The following is a 21,320-nucleotide window of genomic DNA, read 5'->3' as shown; positions in this document are numbered from 1 at the left end:
GTCGCTTCACCAGATTTGATTTAGATGCCGCCAAGGGAAATAGTCAGCCACGCCCGCCACAGACCTGATCGCTGCTGAGATCGGGGGCTTTCTCATCGTCACTGAAGCCGTACTTTGTCATGATCTTCGCCAAGGTGCCGTCCGACTTCAACTCCCGAAGCTTTGTATTGTAGAGGTCGCGAAGGTCGCTGTCTTGCTTGCGGAAAGCAACCGCGGAATAGCTAAGGCGGTCTCCGCCACCCTGCTGCGAGGCGCCCTGGAAGGGGACCACACGCTCCAGTCCGCTGATGTTGGCGTCCGAAAGGATGCGGGCAACGGTCGGCGCTGAGAATGCGGCGACGTCTATTCTGCCCGTCAAAAGCGCGGAGACATTCGACTGGATATCGGGAAAGAGTTGCATGCGGTCCTCAGGGACTCCCGCAGCCGAGGCGTTCTTGGCTGTCGTACTGCCGCGTCCGACGCCGAACTTCACACCGGGGTCGGACGCGACGTCGGCGTAACTATGTACGTTTTTGGGATTGCCTTTGGCGACGAGCGCGGCATCGGCAAGCTTGAGGTCCGGGTCACTGAAGGCCACCAGCTGGCAGCGCTCGGGCGAAATATAAAGCCCCGCAGCGATGGCGTCGAAACGGCTCGCCGTCAGCGCCGGGATCAGCGCGCCGAACTCCGTGACGACCATCTCCACCTTGTTTACCCCAAGCCGTGCAAAAGCCGCCTTGACCAGATCTGGATGGAAGCCGACGGGCTGCCCGCTGGCATCGCGGTAGCCCCATGGAGCCCCGTTCGAGATACCGATGACGATCGTCCCCTCGCGCAGGACACGTTCGCGGGTTGTTTCGGCGTGGCCGGCAAGCGTTGCGGCAATGAGAGCAGACGTCGCGAGAAAGGCGATCTTGATGTTGGCGCGTTTGATGGCCATCCGGGACTCCTCTTCTGTCGGCGTGAAAGGTAGACCAAGTATAACAGGTATGTCAAATTTTTGTTAAGCGCATGTGCGGGTTTTGTGAAGGATTCGCCACTATGGACATTCCCGACCGGATCGGGTAGGTATTCCTAGTATACCTTCTTGGATGGGTTCGATGGCCGGACAGAATGCGAGCGTGCTGCACCAGAACGTCAGGCAGGAGATCATCCGTCGGGTCAACGCCGGCGAATATGCCGCAGGACAGGTCCTCCCGTCCGCCGCCGCGCTGGCGGAGGAATTTGGCGTAAGCGCCATCACCGTGAAGCGCGCGCTTCGCGATCTGCAGCCGGCCGGGGTGCTGCGTTCCGTCCCCGGGCTCGGCACCTTCGTGCGTGAGCAGCGGCGGTTCATTCGGGATTTGGATTACTCGCTGACCTCCCACGCCGATGCTCTGCGGCTCGGCTTGAACCCGTCGATCAGCCTCAAGTCGCTCACCCAGGAGAAGATAGTGGACCCGGCCTTCGAGGTGCTTCAGGCTCCTGCCGGTTTGATGCTGTGCGTTCGCAAGGTGATATCGGCGGACGGCGTGCCGGTCATGTACGACACCTCCTACCTGCCTCGTTCCATCGACGACGCCATTATCGACGAGTTCGCCGACAAGTTTGTCGGCGACGCGCTGCGCGAACACGGCACCGAATTCACTACAACCAAGCTTCTCATAGACGCTGCCCCCGCCTCCGAGCATGCGCAAGATACATTCTCGATTCCAAACGGCTACCCGATGCTGCGCCGCCTTTACCGTCTCAGCACGACAGACAAGGCCTTTTCGGTCTTTGGCCTGGCCGAGTCCCCGTTTGATCGCCTGGCATGCACAGTCGAGCTGGCGGCGACATAGGTCTTTTGCGTCGTCGATCGCGATCGCGACTTCCCCTCACCTCCAGGAGACGAGTCATGTTGCCAGCCCCGCCCCCGCCGGACTTGCCGCCGCGCGAACAGGCACTACGCATCGCGGCCGTGCGGCAGGAGATGAGCGCAAGAAACGTCGCGTTTCTCGTTTTGACCGACCAGAAGAATGTCGAGTACTTTTCCGGATACCGGACGCTTTCATGGGGATACCACTCGCGTCCGATGTTTCTGGTGATAGACCATCACGACGTCACCGCTGTCGCCAACAGGATCGAGTCGCGCAACCTCGAAGCGCTGCCGCGTGATTTCTCCATTTTCTACTATGACGGCTATCTGGCCGAGGGTGCGCAGGCGATCGTGCAGCGCCTCGCTCTGTCAGACCCCGCCGCCAGCGCGATTGCGGCGATCGATTACTGCCAGGACATGTGCGGCCGCGGGTCCCTCGAGATCGTCGACGGCATCCGGGATAGAGGAGGCCGCCATATGCTTTGCTCGGCGACAGAACTACTGTGGCGGACCCGTGCCATCAAGACGCCGTTCGAGGCGCAACAGAAACGGATCTCGTTTGCCATCGTCAACGCCGCTTTCGATGACGCGGTCGCGGGCGCTCGGCTTGGCATCACCGAGGTGGAGCTGTGTCGACAGATTCAATCGCGCATCATGCAATACGGCGCCGACCGTGCCGATCCGATCGCGATGACCTTCTGCCGGGGCGAGTTCAATTACGCCCGGCCGCCCGAGATGCGCCCACTGGAGACAGGTCAGTACGCCTGGACGGATTTTCGTTCCACTTATGGCGGGTATCCCGCCGACCGCAACCGTATCGCGCGCGGTGGCGAACCTGAGCCATGGGAGATCGAGGCCTATTGCAAGACACGTGCCGTCACCATCGCGTTGGCGCGGGGCGTGAGGCCATGGATGACGTGCGGGGACGTGTTCAGCGATTTCGAGCGCCTGTGGCGCGATGCCGGACTGCCAGCGGCCTATGGACTGGTTTCACGCATCGGACACGGCGGGGGCCTCGATGTCACGGAGCCCCCGTCCATTTCCAGAAACAATCCCGAGCCGATCAGGCCGGGAATGATCCTTCACCTGGAGCCCAAGCTTGAACGGGATGGAGCGGTATTTCAGTTCGAGGAGATCATCTATGTCGGAGAAGCCGGTAGCGAGTTTCTCAGCGATTTATCCCCTGAACAAATCCCCGTCATAAACTAGCGAAGGACCCAAGAATCGGACTTCTGAGGGGCCAAGCACCCACCTCTGAATCGTCATCCCGGCAGGCATCCGCTTCGAGCGGCCGGGAACGCCTCCGGGACGACGACGCGGGTAAGCAGAGCGGACGCGATGATGAACTGTGCCATGTTGCCTGACGAGATCACGAGCACACCGTCCAAGGCCCTCGTTGCAATTTGCTCGCAGGACGCAGAGGTCTACCTCTTCCTGCATCACATACTTGACGTCGACGGCTTCGCGAGCACTTTGGCAAGCACTCGCGAGGAGATGTGCGATCTTGCTGACACGGCCAATATCCGGGCATGGATTCTTGACTGCCATTCCGGCAACGGGATGGCGGCGAACTGTGTCCGCCTGAGGCAGGATCCTCGGACCGGCCGCCTGCCGATTGTCGCCCTGATAAGTCCAGACGCCCAGGATCAACATATCGCATTGCTGAAGGCAGGCATCGACGAGTGCTTCGTGCGACCGATGGTGCCGGCAAAGCTTCTCGCCTATCTGCGCTCCAGGCTCGGCGGTCCCGCTCGATCGGCAGCGGGTCTTTCCCTGAGCTACGGCGCGATCGAGATGGAGCTTGATACGTATCATGTCAGGTGCAGTGGCGAAGAAGTCGTCCTCGGCCCGATCGAATTCAAGTTGCTGCGCCACATGCTTGAGAACCCCGAGCGGGTGCTGAGCCGTGTGAACTGATCAAAACGGCCTGGCCGCGCAACGTCTTCGTCGGGCCAAGGACGGTGGACGTCCATATCAGCCGGTTGCGGCGGTGCTTCAGACCGTTCTCGCGGGCCGACATGATCCGCACCGTCAGGCTCGGCGGGTACGCCCTGGAAGACTGTCGTCGGCCAGGGGCTAAAGAGATGACAGAGGCCGTCGTGCCGCCAATCTCGTGAAGGGGTCGACAGCGTCGGCCCAGAATCGTCGCGACCTTGCCGGCTGGCGCGACACGCAAGGCCAGCTCTAGCCTTGCCTGAGGTGACGCAGAGGCTTGCCGGAGCTCATCGACTGGACCGCCGCGAGGATTCCCTGGGCGTCGACACCGTGATGGCGATAAAGATCCGGAATGCTTCCGCTTTGTCCGAAGCGCTCGACCCCCAGGGCGCGGGTCCTATGGCCATGAACGGCGCCGAGCCACGACAGTGTAGCGGGATGGCCGTCGATAACGGTTACCAGCCGACAGGTCGAGGGTAAACCCGCCAGCAACCGTTCGATGTGGCTAAGGGCAGTGTTGATGCCCTGCTCGCGCGCCCGTTGCGCCGCGGTCCAACCAGCGTGCAGCCGATCGGCCGATGTGATGGCAAGCAGGCCGACGTCGCGTCGATCCTCTGCCATGAGCCCGACGGCTTCTATCGCCTCGGGCGCGAGCGCGCCCGTATAGGCAACGATCACTTCGGCGTTGGGCCCACTCGGACGAAGCCAGTAGCCTCCATTGACGATGTCGGCGGCCAGTGCCTCGTCAATCTCGCGTGCGGGCTGCTCGATCGGGCGTGTCGACAGCCTCAGATAGACCGCCCCGCCAGCCGCATCGCTCAACCAGTTCGTCGGGTCGGGATCTCCGTGCCCGCTGCGCTGGATGTAGTCGAAGGCAAAGCGCATGACCGTCGCCAGTTCATCGACAAAAGCGGGCTCGAAGCTCGCAAGGCCATCCTGGGCCATGCCGATCAGCGGGGTGGCTATCGACTGATGTGCACCGCCCTCGGGTGCAAGCGTTATTCCCGCAGGCGTCGCGGCAACGATAAAGCGTGCATCCTGGTAGCAGGCGTAATTCAAGGCATCGAGCCCGCGTTCGATGAAAGGATCGTACAGTGTGCCGACCGGCAGCAATCTTTCTCCGAAAATCGAGTGGGATAGGCCAAGTGCCGACAGCATGATGAACAGGTTCATCTCCGCAATCCCGAGCTCGATATGTTGCCCCTTGGGAGAGAAGTCCCAATTGAAGGTCGAGGGAATGCGCTCTGCCCGGAAACAGTCTGCGGCCTGCTCCCGGGCAAAAAGGCCCCGCCTGTTTACCCAGCCGCCGAGGTTCGTCGAGACGGTCACGTCAGGTGAGGCGGTGACGACGCGTTGGGCGAACTCACTCTCGAGCTTGCCGATGCCGTGCACGATGAGGCCGAAGCCCTGCTGTGTCGACATCGAGCCCTGCGGGGTGAATGCCAGGCGCGGGGGTACCGGGATGGCCGGGGCGGCATAACGGCGCCGGCCTCTCGATATGAAAGGAACTGCCTCAAGGAGCTTCTTGAACTCCCCTTCCCCCAGTGCCAGTGCTTCCAACGGATCCCACTCGTGTCCGGCCCGCACGCCCATTTTTTCACGCAAGGCGCCGACCTGAGCGGGTGTCATCAGCCCGGCATGATTGTCCTTATGGCCTGCAAGCGGCAGTCCGAACCCTTTGATCGTGTAAGCTATGAAGCAGACCGGCTTGTCGTGCCGGCGCGCCGCCTCGAAGGCTTCAAGAAGGCTCGGCAGGTCGTGGCCGCCCAGATTTGCCATCAGCAGCGCCAGTTCCTCATCGGTTCGTCTGTCGATCAGCGCTGAGAAGGCGCCCTGATCGCCCACCTCGTCCAGCAGGCGTTTGCGCCAGGCGGCGCCTCCCTGGAATGTCAGCGCCGAATAGAGTTGGTTCGGGCACTGGTCGATCCATTGCCGCAGCTTGTCGCCTGCCGGCTCGTCGAAGGCTTGCCGCAGAAGCGTGCCATATTTCAGCACGATCACTTCCCAGCCGAAGTCGCGGAAGATTGTCTCAAAGCGTTCCCACAGCCCCTCTCGGACGACGGCATCGAGGCTCTGGCGATTGTAGTCGACCACCCACCAGGTGTTGCGAAGGCCATGCTTCCAGCCCTCCAGGAGAGCCTCGAAGATGTTGCCTTCATCAAGTTCGGCATCTCCTAAGAGCGCGACCATGCGACCTTCCGGATGGTCCTTTGCCAATTCCTTGGCCCGTAGGTAGTCCTGCACAAGCGAGGAAAAGAGCGTCTGCGCGACCCCCAGCCCGACGGATCCGGTGGAGAAATCCACGTCGTCGACATCCTTGGTGCGAGACGGATAGGATTGAGCGCCGCCATAGGCCCGAAACGCTTCCATCCGGTCTCGGGTCTGGTTGCCGAGCATATACTGGATTGCGTGGAAGACAGGGCTGGCGTGAGGCTTGACGGCGACGCGATCTTCCGGTCGCAGGACCGAGAAATAGAGCGCTGTCATGATCGTGACCAGGGAGGCTGACGACGCCTGGTGCCCACCGACCTTCAGGCCATCGTCGCTTGAGCGCAGATGATTGGCATTGTGGATCATCCAGGTTGAAAGCCACAGCACCTTCCTTTCGATTTCCTTCAGCTGCGCGAGCCTGCTCATAGTGACCTCATTGTCCATCCGTGCAATGGACTGAGGGTAGAGCCGAACAAAGGGCGATGGAGACTATTTTTATGCGAAAGCTGGGCCTAAAGTGATAGTTTGAGCTAAGATACCTCCAAATTGTGGCGGATCATGTCAAAATCTTCACTCGACGGAATCGACCGTAAGTTGCTTGTCGCGCTCCAAGAAGATGCGCGGCTGACCTCGGACGAACTCGGCCGCAGGGCCGGTTTGTCGCCTTCCCCTTGCGCGCGCCGCGTGCGCAACCTGGAGGCGGCTGGCATCATCAAAGGTTACGTCGCGGTGGTGGATCAAGCCAAGGTGGGGCTGCCGATAAGCGTGTTCGTGTCGATCAAACTCGAACGCCAGCGCGAGGAGGAGCTCGATCGGTTTGCCTCAGCGGTGGCGCGCTGGCCCGAGATCGTCGACTGTTACCTTATGACTGGCCAGCGTGACTATTTGCTTCGCGTCGTCGTCAAGGACCTGCCGGCCTACGATACGTTTCTGAAGCAGAAGCTGACCAGGCTCGAAGGGGTTGCATCGATCGAATCGAGTTTTGCACTTGGGCAAGTGAAGCAATCGACGGTGCTGCCGGTGGTGTAGCCGGCAAAGGGACTGCACTGCGGCCCCCCTGCCCTCCCCTCCCCTTCTAGCGGAAAGCTGCATCAGGGCGATCTGTATGACATATCTGTCATGGTTACGGTCTGTTCGGCCCGTTCGCTCCCCCTTCAGGCAGACAATTGTGTTTGTCAGGCTTGCGGGTGCATGGTGGCGGGCCGATGAAACTCCCGGGTTCGCCGGTGCGTCCCGATAAGCGTATGAAAACGGGACGAAGCTGGCCATCGCTCAGCAGGCAGGAGGCTAGCGTCGAGCAGTCTGCGCCGGTGCCGTGTCCAGCCCTCCTCTGGACTGGCGGGCCGCTTTCGGTGAAGACGTTTGGCTTAAGGATGGCACCGAGCGTCACTGCGCGTGGACAGCTGGGCCCGAGCGGTCGCCGGTCGAAAAATTGGATCGGGGCGCGCCTGGCTGCCTCATGACACGAAGGCTCCGAACTTCCAAACCCTGGGCCCTGAGGCTGATCCCGAAAACCACATGAGCGGGTATGATCCTTCATCTTTAACCCTGGCTCGCGGCTGACCCTTCCGGTTCGCGTAGAACGACCAAACCTCTGGATGAGCTTCCTGCGTAGCGAGTCCCGGTCGACAATTGACTGACCGGTGCCGACGGCTACTCGATGGCCCATGGTTTGGTGCAAAGCCGGGATGCTTCGGAAAATCCTGTAACTGCCTGGAGATGGGTGTGCCATCCAGATCGATGAAGCCATTGGTTCTATCTCATCCCCGGCCACGTCACCGATGCCATAACCCTGTCGACTTCAGGACACCCCGGCTTCTCCAGCCGAGACGGTGCCTGCGCGCGGCCGCATTGGCAATCGTTAGCTCGCGGGAATAGTTTACTGCCGTAAAAACTGATTTTTATGGTAGCAAAAACAGGCATTTCCCTGCATTGCGGCATCGCGAGGGCGCCTAACGAAATCGCTCTCTGCCGCCAGCCGCACCAAGGTGTCGAAAGGCTGGGCAGGCTCGTTAACCTTCTGTTAACCTAAAACTTCTTGCCGGACTTCCCGAATCGGAGCTTAATGGCGCTTGTTGTGGGTATTGCTTACAAAAAGCGCCAATTCAGGTTTCGACGACAATGAATGTTTCCATGCGGCTGCCACGTTTCGAGTTCGATGACAAAATCCTCGAACAGGGCGCCGAGATTTCCCGGCGGTTGAACCAGCTTCGGATGGAGAAATTTCCGCCCAATGCGACGAAGACGCTGCGCACATTCTCGATGGCGGAGGTCGCTCACTACCTCGGGGTCTCGCAGAACAATCTGAAGCGTCTCCATCTCGAAGGCAAGGGGCCGTTGCCTGACCAAAGTCCTTCCGGCCGTCGCTCCTACACGGCTACACAAATGCTCGAGCTCAGACAGTTCCTGGACCAGCATGGCAGGACCGAAGTCAAGAAGTACGTTCCGCACCGCAAGCTTGGCGACAAGCTCCAGGTGGTTGCGGTGGTCAATTTTAAAGGCGGCAGCGGCAAGACGACCACGGCTGCCCACCTCGCCCAGCACCTGGCGCTGACGGGTCACCGGGTTCTTGCGATCGATCTTGATCCGCAAGCTTCGCTGTCTGCACTGCACGGCTTCCAGCCCGAGCTCGATCGCAACCTCTCGCTTTATGAAGCGATCAGGTATGACGACGAACGCAGGTCGATCGCGGATGTGATCATCCCGACAAATTTCCCCGGCCTCGACATCATTCCCGCCAATCTCGAGCTGCAGGAGTACGAGTATGACACGCCGCTCGCCATGCAGGACAAAGCCTCCAATGCCGGCCGCCAGTTCTTCACGCGCATGGCCAAAGCGCTGTCGGAGGTTGACGACCGGTACGATGTCGTCGTTGTCGATTGCCCGCCCCAGCTTGGCTATCTGACTTTGACGGCAATGTCGGCGGCCACATCGGTCCTCATTACGGTCCATCCGCAGATGCTCGACCTGATGTCGATGAGCCAGTTCCTGCTGATGCTTGGCGGCATATTGAAGACCATCAAGGCCGCCGGCGCCGCGATCGAACTCGACTGGTTTCGCTACCTGATCACGCGCTACGAACCGACTGATATTCCGCAGGCGCAGATGGTGGGCTTCATGCAGTCCATGCTTGCCGGCCAGATCCTGGAAAATCCGATGTTGAAGTCGACGGCGATTTCCGATGCGGGCCTCACCAAGCAGACACTTTACGAGGTGGAGAAATCGGCCTTCACCCGCTCGACATATGACCGCGCCCTGGAATCGCTCGACGCGGTCAACGCCGAGATCGTCACACTCATCCATCGTGCGTGGGGTCGGTCATGACGGCGAAGTTTACGGCAGTAAAAACCGGCTATTTTGCTCGTGGAATCAGATCGCTAGCCGCGCACGGAGGCGGTTGAATGGCCCGTAAGGATATTTTCGGCAGTGTGATGGGACCCGGCGTGGCAGTGTCGGAAAACCAGGACGTATCGGCGTACGCCGTTCGTGGTGCCTCCCGCTCGATCATGCAGTCCTTCGAGGAGCTCTCCAAGAGTTCGGTCGTCGATCTCGATCCTGCCATGGTCGACACCTCGTTCGTCTCGGACCGCCTGGACGAAGACGACCAGGCGTATCAGGAGTTGCTGTCGGCAATTCGGGACAGAGGCCAAGATTCTCCGATCCTGGTCAGACCGCATCCGGAGGTTTCAGGACGGTTCCAGACGGTCTTCGGCCATCGCCGCGTCAAGGTGGCCCGCCAGCTGGGACGGCCGGTCCGCGCCGTCGTCAAGAAGATGGGCGACGAGGACCATGTCATCGCCCAGGGCCAGGAGAATGCCGCCAGGGCCAATCTGTCCTTCATCGAAAGGACGTTGTTTGCCGATCGCATTCTCAAGCGCGGCCACACGCCGGATACGGTGAAGTCCGCTTTGGCGCTCGATGACACGACCTTCTCGAAGATGCGCTCCGTCACCGGAAATATCCCCGAGCCAGTCATCGTGGCGGTTGGCGCGGCCAAGGCCGTCGGGCGGGACAGATGGTGGCAACTGGCCAAGCTCATGGAGCATCCGGGGAACGCGGGCAGGGCGGCCGACTATGTGAAAAGCCCTGATTTCGCAGAGCCAAGCAGTGATGCGCGGTTTGCGCGCCTCTTCGACTTCCTGAGCGCGCCGGCAAAACGTTCGCCGGCAGCGCCCAAGACCCGAGAAAAGGCCTGGGCGCCGCAGGACAGGTCGGTGCGGGCCAAGATCACCGACACCGGAAAAGTGTTCACGCTTGCCTTGAAGGCAAAGGAGGCCTCGTCATTTGGCGCGTTCATCACCGAGCGGCTGGACGAGCTTTTCGAAGCCTTTCGGCAATCGGAAATGTCGGAGAAAACAGGAGACTGAATCCGCAAAAGAAAAAGGCCCCCGAACGTCGCCGTCGCGGAAGCCCTTCTCGTCTGTAGCAAGCTGAGAATCGCACTTCCCCGAATCACTGTCAAGAGTCGTGGCGCCGTTTCGGCGAGCAGCTTTCTTTTGCCTTCGTGAAAGGTGAGGGAAATGGAGAGTGGGTTTGCGACGACGCCCTTTGGGCGGCGGCCGATGACGCTTGCCTTGGTGAAGGCCAATGCCGCGTCACGGCAGATTCCGGAAGGGGCAGCCGTTGAGAAATGGCAGGTCTACCGGTGGCTATGCGAGGGCAAATCTATCGTCGGCGTTGGCGATCGTGCCCTGGCGGTGCTGAGCGGGCTGTTGACGTTCTATCCTGACGACCAGATCAGCGAGGAAACCGGCTTGATGGTCTTTCCCTCGAACGCCCAGCTGTCTTTGCGGGCGCACGGCATGGCTGATTCGACGCTGAGAAGGAACCTGGCCGAGCTGGTGAGTTGCGGCCTGATCATTCGCCGCGATAGTCCGAACGGCAAAAGGTTCGCTCGCAAAGGGCAGGGCGGTAGTGTCACGGAGGTCTTCGGGTTCTCGTTGGCGCCTCTGCTGACGCGGGCCGTGGAGTTTCAGTGCGCCGCCGAGCAGGTTCGCGCCGAGTGCCTGGCGCTGAAATTGATGCGGGAGCGGATCACGCTGCATCGCAGGGACATTCAGAAGCTGGTCGAGGCGGCGATCGAGGAAGGGGCTCCTGGCGACTGGGGCGGCGTCTGGAGGCGGTTTCGGTCCATCGTGGATGCAATTCCGCGCCGGGCGGGGCTATCCCAGCTGGAAGGGATCGTTGCCGAGCTGACAAAGCTCCACGATGAAGTCGATAGGATGTTGGAAAGCTTCACAGATTCCACGAATCCGAGCGGCAATGAGTCCCAAAGTGAGCGGCAGCAATCTGATTCAAACACAGACTCCATTTTTGTATTTGAACCGGCTTTCGAAAAAGGCAGGGCGGCCGTTGAGCCAAGACCGGCACCGGACGAGCGATTGAAAAGCTATCCGATTGGACTGGTGCTGAAGGCCTGCCCCGAGATTGCGGACTATGCGGTCAACGGGATCGCCAGCTGGCGCGATTTGATGCTCACCGCCGCCCAGGTGCGCGGCTACCTTGGGGTTTCACCGTCGGCCTATGAGGAGGCTTGCCATGTGATGGGTCAGGAAGTCGCCGCGATTGTGATTGCGTGTATTCTGCAACGGGCACAGCACATCAATTCGGCCGGCGGCTATCTGCGCGTGCTGACGGAAAAGGCGAGGGCTGGGCAGTTCTCGGTCGGACCGATGCTGATGGCCGCGCTCAAGGCCAATGGCCCGGCAACGAGGATGACGGGATGAGCGAGGGGGTTCGTGGCGCTCAGGGTTGATCGGCGCTGCTCCGGTGGACCTAAGTGGGTGACGGCATGCAGCCGCCTACCGTCAGCAGAGCTTGAAAGTTACCCAGTAATGCCATATGTTTTGCACAAGAAACATGACTCCTGATATGGTGGCTGAAGGCTATGGGCCAAGCACTCAAGATAGCCGAGCAGAATGGGCCGCTCATCTTGTCCTATATGGATCGGAACGGGAAGATTGGGATCGAGCAGGTCGCGGACGGCTTTGGCATGTCCAAGGGTCAGTTGGCCCAGACCGCTGGTCTTGCGCGCGAAACTCTTTATCGGCCAGAGCGAAGTGCTGGGGTAAAGACCCAGGGGCGTCTGCGCGAAATGCTCGAAATCATCAGCCGCGTGAGCGATTGGGCCGGTGGCAAGGAACAGGCGATGGCCTGGTACCGGGCTCAGCCGCTTCCGGCATTTGGCGGACGCACCGCCGAAGCGCTGGTGAAGGATGGCAAGGCCGCCGCGGTCCGTGATTATCTCGATCACATGGCCGTTGGTGGCTTTGCGTGAGGTTTGCCGGAACCTGTTACAGGGCGCACGATCCACGTTGGGCCTTCAAGCCGACTTCCGGTGACGGAGCCGCGATCAGAGGCGCCCGGTTCAACCCCAAAGGCGTGCCGGCGCTCTATCTGGCGCTGACGATCATGACAGCAGTCAAGGAAGCCAACCAGGGCTTTGCGCACAGGATCGATCCCTGTGTCCTTTGTTCCTATGAGGTCGACTGCGAGGACGTCGTGGATCTGACGACCGAGGGGGCAGAATTCGCCATCGCGCTCGAGGACATGGCCTGTGCCTGGGCCACGGCTCTGAGTGAGGGAGAGCGTCCGGCGTCCTGGTCCATTTACGACCGGCTGAGGCCCCGCGGTGTTGCCGGAATTGTGGTCCCAAGCTTCTCGCCAAGTGCCCAGGATGAGGATCGTAACCTTGTCCTTTGGGACTGGGGCCCGGACCTTCCGCACAAAGTAACCGTCTTCGATCCGAGCGGCCGGTTGCCGAAGGACCAATTGTCTTGGTCATAAGGCTCGTGGAAGGGCAGGGGAGGGGGCTTGTCAGGGCCTACAAACCGCTTGCCTTGGTGAGGTTGACTCGGAACCGGTCGCGCCGGCGCTGATAGCGTCGGGTCATCTCGGCCGAGGCATGGCCAAGCTGTTTTTGCACATATCGCTCGTCGACCTCGGCCGAGGAGGCCAGACCAGCACGCAGCGAGTGGCCTGAAAACCTCATTTCCCGCTCGCTTTCGGACAATTCGCCTCGCACGCCTGCAGCCAGTGCCGCACGCTTGACGAGGCGGGCGACTTCCTGATCGTTCAACCGATCAGTTCCCGCTGTCTTGCCCTGGCCGGTGACGCGTCGAAACAGCGGGCCGTGGGCGACCCGGGCAAGCTTGAGCCAAGTCTCCAGCGCCACCACCGGGCAGGTAGCGTCGGACGAGCCGCGACCGATCTCGACCTCACGCCAGCCGGTCTTACCGCGCAAGGTGACGAGCAGCCCTTTTTCAAGGATCTCGACCCAGCCACGACTATCCTCGGTTTGATCCCTGGCCACGTCGAGGCCGACGATTTCCGAGCGGCGCAGGCCGCCCGCGAAGCCGAGCAGCAGCATGGCACGGTCGCGCAAACCGCGTAGGGTGCCGCGGGGAAGCGTCTCCAGCATGGCAATCAAATCCTTGGGCAGGATCGCTTCCTTCTGCCGGGGAGGGGACGCGTGGGTGTTGCGGATACCGGCCATAACGGTGGCGATATGCCGGTCCTTGCGGTCGAGCGGCTGGCCGCGCTGCGCATAGTTCCAGGTCAGGGAGGAAAGCCGGCGTTCGATCGTCGACACCGAATTAGGTTTCTTGTCGCCGGCCGCCTTGCCGGAGGCGCAAGCGGTGATGTAGAGGCCGACGACCTGCGGATCGGGCGGAAACATCTCGACGACGTGGCGCCGGCACCAGCCGGCAAAATGCTTCCAGTCCGAGCTATAGGCGCGGCGGGTATTGGCGGAACTCGCTGCCTCGACATAGTCGCGGGCGCGATCGGCGAGGTGATCGAGGTGGCCGGGAAAGCGCAGCCGGTCGACAGGATTTTGCTCCGGCAGGGCATGGGAGGGATTATTCCTGGCGGCCGTCAACCGCGCATTTGACTCTTCAGCAGTCTCTCGGCCCATGGCGTGGACGATCTCCACGATATCAGGCAGGTCATCTTGTTCGGGCAATCTCGCGGATCCTCAACTATGATTCGCAACATATCATGTCGGGGACGTTTGGCTGGAACGTCAGCCCGAAATATGCCCTGAGATCGGCGGTTGGTATGATGTTCAACGGCTTTCATTTTCGTTGAACATGGACTATGTTCAACAACGACATTTTTGTTGAGCATCATGATAACGCGCCATTCGCCGCTCGCCCATTCGGCCTACCACGATCTTCTGTCGTCCCTGCACGATGAAGTCGCGGCGGAGATCCGCGGAACGCCGACGCGGATTGACCGCAACGGCCGCGTCTATTGGTACGATACCTACCGCGTCGGTTCCGACGTCAAGAAAACCTATATCGGGGAAGATAGCGACGAACTTCGCCTTCGCATGCAACGCATCAAAGCACTGCGCGACGACCGCGACAATCGCCGACGCAATCGCGCCCGGCTGGTCCGCCTGCTGCGCGCGGAAAGGTTCCTTGGCGTCGATGCCGCGACCGGCAGCATTCTGCATGCATTCGCTTCCGCCGGCGTTTTCCGCCTCGGCGGGACTGTCGTGGGAACTCAGGCGTTCCGCCTCTACGAAGGCGAGCTCGGCGTCCGCTTCACCCTTGACCAGACTGCCCAAACGAACGACGTCGACATAGCCAGCTTCGAGCGACTCTCGATCGCGCTGGACGACAGTGTGTCGGCGCCGCTCGAAAGGGTCCTGAAGGATTTCTCGTTCGAACCGGCGCCGACACTGGACCCCGGCAAGACCTGGCGCTGGAAACAAACGCGGAGCGAGACACTCGTCGAATTCCTGACGCCGTCTTTCGCCGAGGAGGAGGGCCTGCGTCCACTGCCGGCGCTCGGGGTCCACGCCCAATCGCTGCATCACCTCAACTATCTGCTCGCAGAGCCGATGCTAGCAGCCGTTACCTATCGCGACGGCGTGCTCGTGCAAATTCCGCGGCCGGAACGCTTCGCAATCCATAAGCTCATCGTCGCCGACCGCCGCCGGGATGGGCCGGACAGCCTAAAATCCATCAAGGACCGGCTGCAGGCCGAATTCCTGATCGAAGTGCTTGCTACGGACAGGCCGGACGATCTGCGCGAGGCTCTCGAGGACGCCCTGGCGCGCGGCAAGCGCTGGCGGGACAGGATTGCGGCCACCTTGGAGCGCTCGCCACCGCTGCAGGCTGTCCTTGGCGACATGATGCGATAGCTGCCGCACCTGAAAGTGGTTGGTGAACCAAAGCGCGAGGGCGCCAGATCGCCCGTTTATGCGCAGGGCTCGCCATGATCGTGCGCGACATTGCCGCCTGGAGTGCGAGAGTCCGTCCGGAAGCCCGATTGACGTCGATTTTGGCATTCCGCTCGACGAAAGCGGCTGACTGCCGCCCGCTGTCCGTGGTTAAGCGCTACCCGGTCCGCCCAATGAACGCGACTTGTCGTCGATCTGACGGCGAAAAGAGGCAGAAACCCGCGCGAAAACGGCCATTTCCCAGCTTCGTACAGACACGAATGATAATGCAACATTATCATTCGTTTTATCGTGCCGACAGGCTGTGCGTTTTGGCGCGAAATTGATGGCGCAAAGCGCACGGCCACTTTACCCTCAAAATCATGATTCGCCTTGATCCCGCGACCGCCAGCTCCACTGTGCCGCCGACCGTCCCTGCCTGGGCGCTCGCTGACAGAGGCACGCCGAGCGATGCGGACGCCGCCTTCCAGGCCGGCGCCGCCTTGGGCGCGCTCGACAGCCTCGCCCGGCTGGAGCCTGCCTGGGTCGGCGCCTGGCGCCAGCGGCTGGCGTTGAAATGCGCCGGCGCCAGCATGCGGCTGGCCGGCCGCGCCGAGGACGAGGCCGCCCTGCGTGACGCTTGGCAGCTTTGCCCGGCCGGCGCCGATCCCGGTCCCGCCGGCGCCATTTTTGGCGCCTGGCGGCAACTGGCGCTGCAGCCGCCAACCGCCACCGCCGATCGGCTTGAAAAGATCGTGGAGATGCTGGGGCTCGCCTGGGACGGCGCGGCGCTCGCCGACCTCTGCACGGAGATTGAAAAGCTGGCGGGCTCGCAACGGCCGGCGCCGTTCGTCGCCGCGACGATCGCTGCCCGCGTCGTCGCCATGCGCCCCGATGCCGAGCTGTTTGCTTGGTGGCTCGCCGACCTGGTGCTGGCGCAGGCCCTGCACTGGCCGCGGCCGCTGTCGCTCCTGATGGCACAGGCTTTTGGCCCGGCCTTTCGCGCCGGGGCCGCTGGCGGCAAGCGCATCCGACCCGGGGAAAGAGATTTTGAGCGTGCGGTCTGCGGCGCACTGGTTCAGGCGGCGGCCGAGGCCTGCCGACTGGCCAGCGAAATGTCACGCCGGGCCGAAAAACTCCTGGCGGTTGTGCCGAAACTGCGCGCAAAAGGCGCCAGCGAGGTGATTTTTCTGCTTCTGAATGAAGATGCCGTCCCCGGTACGCTGACGACGAAAAACCTGTCACGCTTTGCGGCGCGGCGACTGTTCGAGCGGCTGCAGCAACTCGAGGCCGTGCGCGAGCTGTCGGGTCGCACCAGCTTCCGGCTGTTCGGGCTGTAGCGATGAGCGAAGCGTCCGCCCGCCGCAAGCCAAACGATCAGCCGGCGTTGCTGGACACCGAGCTCGAGCATCTGCCGCCAGAACTGCGCTGGCGCGAATGGATGGGCCGCGTCGAGGCGGTGATCTTTGCGGCCAGCGAACCGGTGACACGTAGTGTCCTCGCGCGGGTGGTGGGAAGAAATTGCAATGTCGACCTGATCATCGACGACATTCGCGCCGAGCTCGTCGGCCGTCCCTACGAGCTGGTGTCGGTCGCCGGCGGCTGGCAGCACCGGACCAAAAAGGTTTTTGGCGACGTCATCCACACCGCCTTCGGCCAGCAGGGCGCCGATGGGTCAAAAGAACTGTCGCAGTCGGAGGCTCTTGTGCTGATGTGCATCGCCTATTTCCAGCCGATCACTCGCGGCGAGCTGTCTTCCTTCTTCGGCAAGGAGGTGTCGCGCGATCTGATCGGCGTGCTGCGCGCGCAGGACCTCATCGCGTCGGGGCCGCGCAGCCCCACTCAAGGCGCGCCCTACACCTATGTGACGACCAAGAATTTCCTGTCGCAGTTCGGGCTCGACACGCTGCGCCAGCTGCCGGATTTCGAGGCGCTCGAGGACGCCGGGCTGCTGTCGAAGGAAAAGCTGATGGCCGGCGATATCCCTACCGGGCTGGTGGGCGGGGAGGGCGATTGCGAGAAAGAGGCAGAGGACGATGTGGTTGAAGACCCACTGTCTTGACTGGTCGTTGCGCATTGCAACCACATCCCCCAAGTGTCGCGGCAGGGCGCGCGCGAACTGGTGGGTGCGGTTTCAGCCTGCGCGAGATGACGGGCCACGGAAGTTTGCGGGCGCGCGGGGGCTCATTCAGGGTCAGAAAAAAGGGCGCAACCGTGCGCTAGTCTAGTGGCGAAAATGGTTGGGGTTTGCCATTGCCGCTCTGTTGCGAGCTATCGGCGTAAATTTGGCTTGTGTGCCCTAGCATAGAGGTTGGGCGTCGCCTCGGCCTCAATGAGGTCGATCCCAGATCCAAATTGGCCGCGCAGAATGGACAAAGCGCCGCAATCGTCGCGTTCCTGCTCGACCATCCCAACACGTCCTTCGATGAAGTCGACCTGCCGGCACGCATCAAGCTCCGCCCAGAAGCCATCTGTCGCAACCAGCAGTGGCCGATCGTCGAGTTGGATCGAATTCAGATCAGAAGCAATGAAGCGCTTCGAGCGGAAGCTACGCGTGAGCCTGTGACGTGCGGGATCTTTCGCGACACTCTCGATCGCCGCGGGTAGCAGCGGATTGGCGAGCGTATGCGGCTGAGTCAGCCATGCGATCCATCCATCGTCTTCTAGTCGGCCTACCAGGCAATCGCCTGCATGCAGCACCAGCGCTAGGCCCGTCGCTTCAAGGTGCAGGAGGGAGTAGCTGGCTGAATCGGTGCGAAAGTCCGTCGCGAGCGCTGCGTGGATCATGCGAAGCTGCGCGATCAGGGCGTCGGCGGTCACCTCTTCAGTCCCGGTTACGAACCAGTTGACCATGCGGTGCGCAATCTCGCGCGCAAAATCGCCGCTGGCTGACCCCGACGTTGATCCATCGAGAACGATGGCCAGGACGGCGTCGCCGCGGATGCCTATGCCGGCATGGTCTCGGTTGTCGGCCGTCCGCGTCCCATGCCGGCAATGCCACCGGATTTGCCAGGTCATGTCAGTGCGTATCCAGCGTGCTGATCGTGACCAGCCGCTCGTAAACGATGTCGACACGGCCCGCCGGTCCGCGAATGTTTCCCTCCAGGAAATGGTCGAAGTTCGGATCCTCGAGCAGCGCCGCAATCTGTTCGGCAATGTAGATCCGGATCTCGGGCTCGCCCCTCGCGATCTCCTCGACGAGTTCCTCCCGCCCATCGACCAGAAGGAGAATGTCCTCGGCATCGCGGCTGCCGATGAGATCGCCTTCGCCGCGTCCGCGGTATGCCTCCAACTTGGTCGCGACAAAAAGCTGTGGGGTAAGGCGCCGGATCTCGAGCGCTTCCTCCAGCTGTTCTTTTACGGCTGTCGCGATCCCCGTTGCGTACCAGCGATTGCTGAAACCGAGAATCGCCTCGTCGTCCGGCATGAAGTCGACCTTGAGCTCGCCGAGCTTCATGCGGCAGATGACGGTATCGTCAGCAGCCTCAGTAAAGCCGCGTGCGCGCAACCGCTCCATAAGCTCGCCCCATTCTGCAAAGCCAGCGAGATCGACGATCAGGTCGACGTCGTCGGTCGCTCTCACCCCTTCGAGAACGAAGGGGTCTGTGATGTAGAGCGCGGTCGTGCAGCCGCCGACGAAGACCAGGCGCGCGCGCAGCTCCTCGCCGAGCGCCTCGGCGACCGTCTTCAACATCGCTTTCAACTGACCTTGGACTGTCATTCCAGCCTTTGTGCGAGTAGGTCGGCGGCGAGCTTGCTTTCGCGCTGATTACCGATGCGGATCGCGTCAATGAGGGCGAGATAGGCGTAGAGCCGCTTATCTTTCGCGCAGGCCTCTGGCACGCTTTTGAACAGCGGATCAACCGATTGACCCATATCTTTTGAGTGCGCGTACGGCCAGACGCAGATGAGATTGCCGGCGCTGTGCAGGGATCCCCGCAGCACGGGGGCGGCGAACGCCGTCGGCAACCCGCGCTGCATAGCGCCAGGTCTCGCGGGAAAGACGAATTTCAGGCCGTGGACGATGAACTCGCGCAGATGGCGCCGGCTTGGTTTGGTCCGACCTGTCTTCCTGTCCTTGATCGCGAGGCTCGACACGATGCTGCGCTTGAGCGAAGCGCTGATCTCGGTCTTGCTGATTCCGAGTGCTGCTTCGAGAGCGCGCACCGAATAGGGATCCTCGCCCGCGGCTAGCCCGGCCGGTGGAGATTCATGACCGATATCTTTTGCGTCGTCCTCCAAGCTCGCCAGCTTGAACAGGACGACAACATCCTGGCCCTTCATCATAAGTGCCGTCCTCTGTCCTCGGACAGAGGACACTAAGTACTGCGAAGCCCCCTGTCAACGATCACGCTGTGAAGCGGGTTGGTCCGGCGGTGCAGCGGCACAACCGCATTCCTTAAGCTTTGTCCTCAGTCCCGGGACAGTGGACAGGCAGAGGATTGGCGGCGCAAAGCGGCCTCATACTCCGGTCCGACACTGCGGCGATTACCAAGAGCCAGTGGCGACTCTCGTCGCAAGTGACAACCGGCTTACGCGGCCTTTCTCGTCCTGCATCGTAAAGGTCGGCGCCTGTTTCGCTCGCCGTTTTCCGTACCACGCGGTCGCCTCAAAGGCGGCATGTCGTGGGGCCACACCCTGCAAGAAGCCGAGAAGGTTCCTGGTCGACGCGACTCGGGCCTGGGGCTTTCGTCCCGGCGATCCTAACGTGCTGGAGCGCGCTTGTTCTATCCCAACCGACCTCGTCTCAGCGAAACTCCACTTCCGAAACGTCCACCGATTTAAGCGCGACCATAAGGCTTATGAGGATCGCCGGCCGCGCATCCGGCGCACCGTCGCCTGCATGCAGCCGATGGAGCTGGTGGTCGGCGATGTTCATCCTGTCGACATTCACCTCACTCGTCCTGACGGCACTGTCGCCACTGCTAGGCTGATCGGCTTCTTAGACTGGGCGACGCAGCGCCTCTGGATAGGGCTGATCTTTTTCGAAAAGCGCGGCGGCGTGCAAAACCGCGACGTGATCGAAGTCTTCGCGGCCATGATCGAAGCGTGGGGCATGCCGCAGTCGCTCTATATCGACAACGGCAAAGAATTCGGCTTCGCCGCCTTTCTGGACGATGCCATGCAGCTTACCGTGCAGGGCTTCCATGGCTTGTCCCGATCAACCCACGTCATCAATGCTTTGCCCTACAACGCCTCCGCAAAGCCGATTGAGCGTTTATTCGGTGACTTAGAGACGCGCTATTTCAGCACGGCGCGCGGCCACATCGGCGGCAACCGAATGAGCAAGAAGCAGGAGGCGATCGGCAGGACGGTCGCTCCATTCGGCGCGTTCGAAGATGTGGTGCCAGCCGTAGAAGGCTTCGTGCGTACCTATAATCACACTGCGCAGGGCAAGAAGAGCGCGCTCAAAGGCCTCTCTCCTGAAGCCACGTTCCGCAAACACCTCGAGGCGGGATGGGCGCCGACTGCGATGAGCCGCGACGAAGTGCGCGCGGCATGTGCGCGAACCGAAGAGCGGTCAGTTGTTCAGGGTGCGATATCGGTCGGTGGCCGTCATTGGACATGCCCGGAATTGCAGGCTTACGAGTACGAGAAGATCTGGGTCCGTGTGCCGGCCTATCAAACACCGGCCGAGTTGCTGCTGCTTGACCGCTATGGTGAACGAGTCAGCATAGCCTTTCCCGATGTCGAGTTCCATCCACTCGACAAGCGCGGCGCAAAAGCATCAGCCGAACGCGCAAAGGTGCATCGGCAGGCAGTGCGTGACCTCGATCAGTCGGCGCCTGATATCGACGTGGCTGCACGCCTGATCGCACGCGGCGAAGCCCAGCCTGACACGGTCCCCAACGAGCCCGTCAGCATCGTCACTTACGATCCGGCGAAGCGGCCGGCGCGGATCGTGATGCCGACCTCCGAAGAGCGCCGACGCGAACAAAACGAGCGCATAGCCGTTCAGATGGACTTGGCGAAGAGGATCGTCGGATGACGTTTATCGAAACCGCGCCGCGTTCACCGTACGGGCCGCATTCGATACGGCGGTCAAGATGCGATATCCGGTGCTTGCGGTGGGCAAAGCCGGACTCGGAAAGACTGTAGCGCTCAACTGGATAGCCGCCCAAAGCGGAGCTGCCTATTGTGAGGTTGCGCAGCATGCCAAGGCTATCAGGCCGATGTTCCTGATGCTGC

General features: G+C 61.5%; 20 protein-coding genes. 14 read left to right on the top strand and 6 right to left on the bottom strand.

From position 1 onward, the window contains the following. Positions 1–43 precede the first annotated feature (43 nt). Positions 44–919, bottom strand: a complete 876-nt coding sequence (gene ehuB, locus ACWGS8_RS21755) for an ectoine/hydroxyectoine ABC transporter substrate-binding protein EhuB (RefSeq protein WP_454582830.1) — start codon at positions 917–919, stop codon at positions 44–46. A gap of 160 nt (positions 920–1,079) precedes the next feature. Here ehuB and ACWGS8_RS21750 point away from each other — a divergent pair, with 160 nt between their 5' ends. From ACWGS8_RS21750 to ACWGS8_RS21735, 4 genes are all read left to right on the top strand, one after another. Beyond that, entirely contained in the window at positions 1,080–1,799 is a 720-nt protein-coding gene (locus ACWGS8_RS21750; protein ID WP_123169817.1) for a GntR family transcriptional regulator, read from the top strand. A gap of 56 nt (positions 1,800–1,855) precedes the next feature. After that, a complete protein-coding gene (locus ACWGS8_RS21745) occupies positions 1,856–3,025 on the top strand; it encodes a M24 family metallopeptidase (protein WP_454582829.1) in 1,170 nt (389 codons plus the stop codon). 144 nt (positions 3,026–3,169) lie between these two features. Further along, entirely contained in the window at positions 3,170–3,733 is a 564-nt protein-coding gene (locus ACWGS8_RS21740; RefSeq protein WP_454582828.1) for a response regulator transcription factor, read from the top strand. Positions 3,734–3,777: 44 nt separating this feature from the next. Further along, positions 3,778–3,933 carry a helix-turn-helix domain-containing protein gene (locus ACWGS8_RS21735; RefSeq protein WP_454582827.1) on the top strand — a complete coding sequence of 52 codons (156 nt, stop codon included), beginning with the start codon at positions 3,778–3,780 and terminating at the stop codon, positions 3,931–3,933. A 67-nt stretch (positions 3,934–4,000) separates the two neighbouring features. Here the strand turns inward: ACWGS8_RS21735 and ACWGS8_RS21730 are convergent, their stop codons facing one another. Continuing rightward, positions 4,001–6,388: a 1-deoxy-D-xylulose-5-phosphate synthase N-terminal domain-containing protein gene (locus ACWGS8_RS21730; protein WP_454582826.1), complete on the bottom strand. Its 2,388-nt coding sequence runs from the start codon at positions 6,386–6,388 to the stop codon at positions 4,001–4,003. A 132-nt stretch (positions 6,389–6,520) separates the two neighbouring features. On the opposite strand from ACWGS8_RS21730, the gene ACWGS8_RS21725 reads away from it, so the two are divergent. From ACWGS8_RS21725 to ACWGS8_RS21700, 6 genes are all read left to right on the top strand, one after another. Further along, positions 6,521–6,991 carry an Lrp/AsnC family transcriptional regulator gene (locus tag ACWGS8_RS21725; protein WP_454583038.1) on the top strand — a complete coding sequence of 157 codons (471 nt, stop codon included), beginning with the start codon at positions 6,521–6,523 and terminating at the stop codon, positions 6,989–6,991. A gap of 1,092 nt (positions 6,992–8,083) precedes the next feature. Further along, positions 8,084–9,286: a plasmid partitioning protein RepA gene (gene repA / locus ACWGS8_RS21720; RefSeq protein ID WP_454582825.1), complete on the top strand. Its 1,203-nt coding sequence runs from the start codon at positions 8,084–8,086 to the stop codon at positions 9,284–9,286. 77 nt (positions 9,287–9,363) lie between these two features. Further along, positions 9,364–10,329, top strand: a complete 966-nt coding sequence (gene repB, locus ACWGS8_RS21715) for a plasmid partitioning protein RepB (RefSeq protein ID WP_454582824.1) — start codon at positions 9,364–9,366, stop codon at positions 10,327–10,329. Between the two features lie 153 nt (positions 10,330–10,482). Next, positions 10,483–11,688: a plasmid replication protein RepC gene (gene repC / locus ACWGS8_RS21710; RefSeq protein ID WP_454582823.1), complete on the top strand. Its 1,206-nt coding sequence runs from the start codon at positions 10,483–10,485 to the stop codon at positions 11,686–11,688. Between the two features lie 161 nt (positions 11,689–11,849). Next, positions 11,850–12,239 (top strand): MbcA/ParS/Xre antitoxin family protein, encoded by a 390-nt coding sequence (locus ACWGS8_RS21705; protein WP_454582822.1) that lies wholly within the window; start codon positions 11,850–11,852, stop codon positions 12,237–12,239. Further along, the gene (locus ACWGS8_RS21700) at positions 12,236–12,748 is read left to right on the top strand and encodes an RES family NAD+ phosphorylase (protein WP_454582821.1); all 513 of its coding nucleotides are present in this window, start codon (positions 12,236–12,238) and stop codon (positions 12,746–12,748) included. Before ACWGS8_RS21705 ends, ACWGS8_RS21700 begins: the two co-directional genes overlap by 4 nt. A gap of 37 nt (positions 12,749–12,785) precedes the next feature. Here ACWGS8_RS21700 and ACWGS8_RS21695 read toward each other — a convergent pair whose 3' ends face one another. Further along, positions 12,786–13,877, bottom strand: coding sequence for a site-specific integrase (locus ACWGS8_RS21695; protein ID WP_454583037.1), 1,092 nt, complete (start codon positions 13,875–13,877; stop codon positions 12,786–12,788). Between the two features lie 213 nt (positions 13,878–14,090). Here ACWGS8_RS21695 and ACWGS8_RS21690 point away from each other — a divergent pair, with 213 nt between their 5' ends. The 3 genes from ACWGS8_RS21690 to scpB all read left to right on the top strand — a co-directional run bounded on the left by ACWGS8_RS21690 (position 14,091) and on the right by scpB (position 17,193). Further along, entirely contained in the window at positions 14,091–15,113 is a 1,023-nt protein-coding gene (locus ACWGS8_RS21690; protein WP_454583036.1) for a nucleotidyltransferase family protein, read from the top strand. A gap of 401 nt (positions 15,114–15,514) precedes the next feature. Further along, positions 15,515–16,471, top strand: a complete 957-nt coding sequence (locus ACWGS8_RS21685; RefSeq protein ID WP_454582820.1) for a DUF1403 family protein — start codon at positions 15,515–15,517, stop codon at positions 16,469–16,471. A 2-nt stretch (positions 16,472–16,473) separates the two neighbouring features. Beyond that, positions 16,474–17,193 (top strand): SMC-Scp complex subunit ScpB, encoded by a 720-nt coding sequence (gene scpB / locus ACWGS8_RS21680; RefSeq protein ID WP_454582819.1) that lies wholly within the window; start codon positions 16,474–16,476, stop codon positions 17,191–17,193. Positions 17,194–17,402: 209 nt separating this feature from the next. On the opposite strand, the gene ACWGS8_RS21675 is transcribed toward scpB, so the two are convergent. From ACWGS8_RS21675 to ACWGS8_RS21665, 3 genes are read right to left on the bottom strand one after another with little or no spacing between them, the layout of a single operon-like run. Next, on the bottom strand, positions 17,403–18,149 hold the full coding sequence (locus tag ACWGS8_RS21675) for a protein phosphatase 2C domain-containing protein (protein WP_454582818.1): 747 nt from the start codon (positions 18,147–18,149) through the stop codon (positions 17,403–17,405). 1 nt (position 18,150) lies between these two features. After that, a complete protein-coding gene (locus ACWGS8_RS21670; RefSeq protein ID WP_454582817.1) occupies positions 18,151–18,825 on the bottom strand; it encodes a hypothetical protein in 675 nt (224 codons plus the stop codon). 23 nt (positions 18,826–18,848) lie between these two features. Further along, on the bottom strand, positions 18,849–19,418 hold the full coding sequence (locus tag ACWGS8_RS21665; protein WP_454582816.1) for a hypothetical protein: 570 nt from the start codon (positions 19,416–19,418) through the stop codon (positions 18,849–18,851). Positions 19,419–19,839: 421 nt separating this feature from the next. Between ACWGS8_RS21665 and ACWGS8_RS21660 the strand changes: the two genes are divergently transcribed. After that, the gene (locus ACWGS8_RS21660; RefSeq protein ID WP_454582815.1) at positions 19,840–21,120 is read left to right on the top strand and encodes a hypothetical protein; all 1,281 of its coding nucleotides are present in this window, start codon (positions 19,840–19,842) and stop codon (positions 21,118–21,120) included. Positions 21,121–21,320: the final 200 nt, after the last annotated feature.

The organism is Mesorhizobium sp. 43Arga (assembly GCF_053714255.1).
This window is presented reverse-complemented; position numbering and strand designations above follow the sequence as displayed.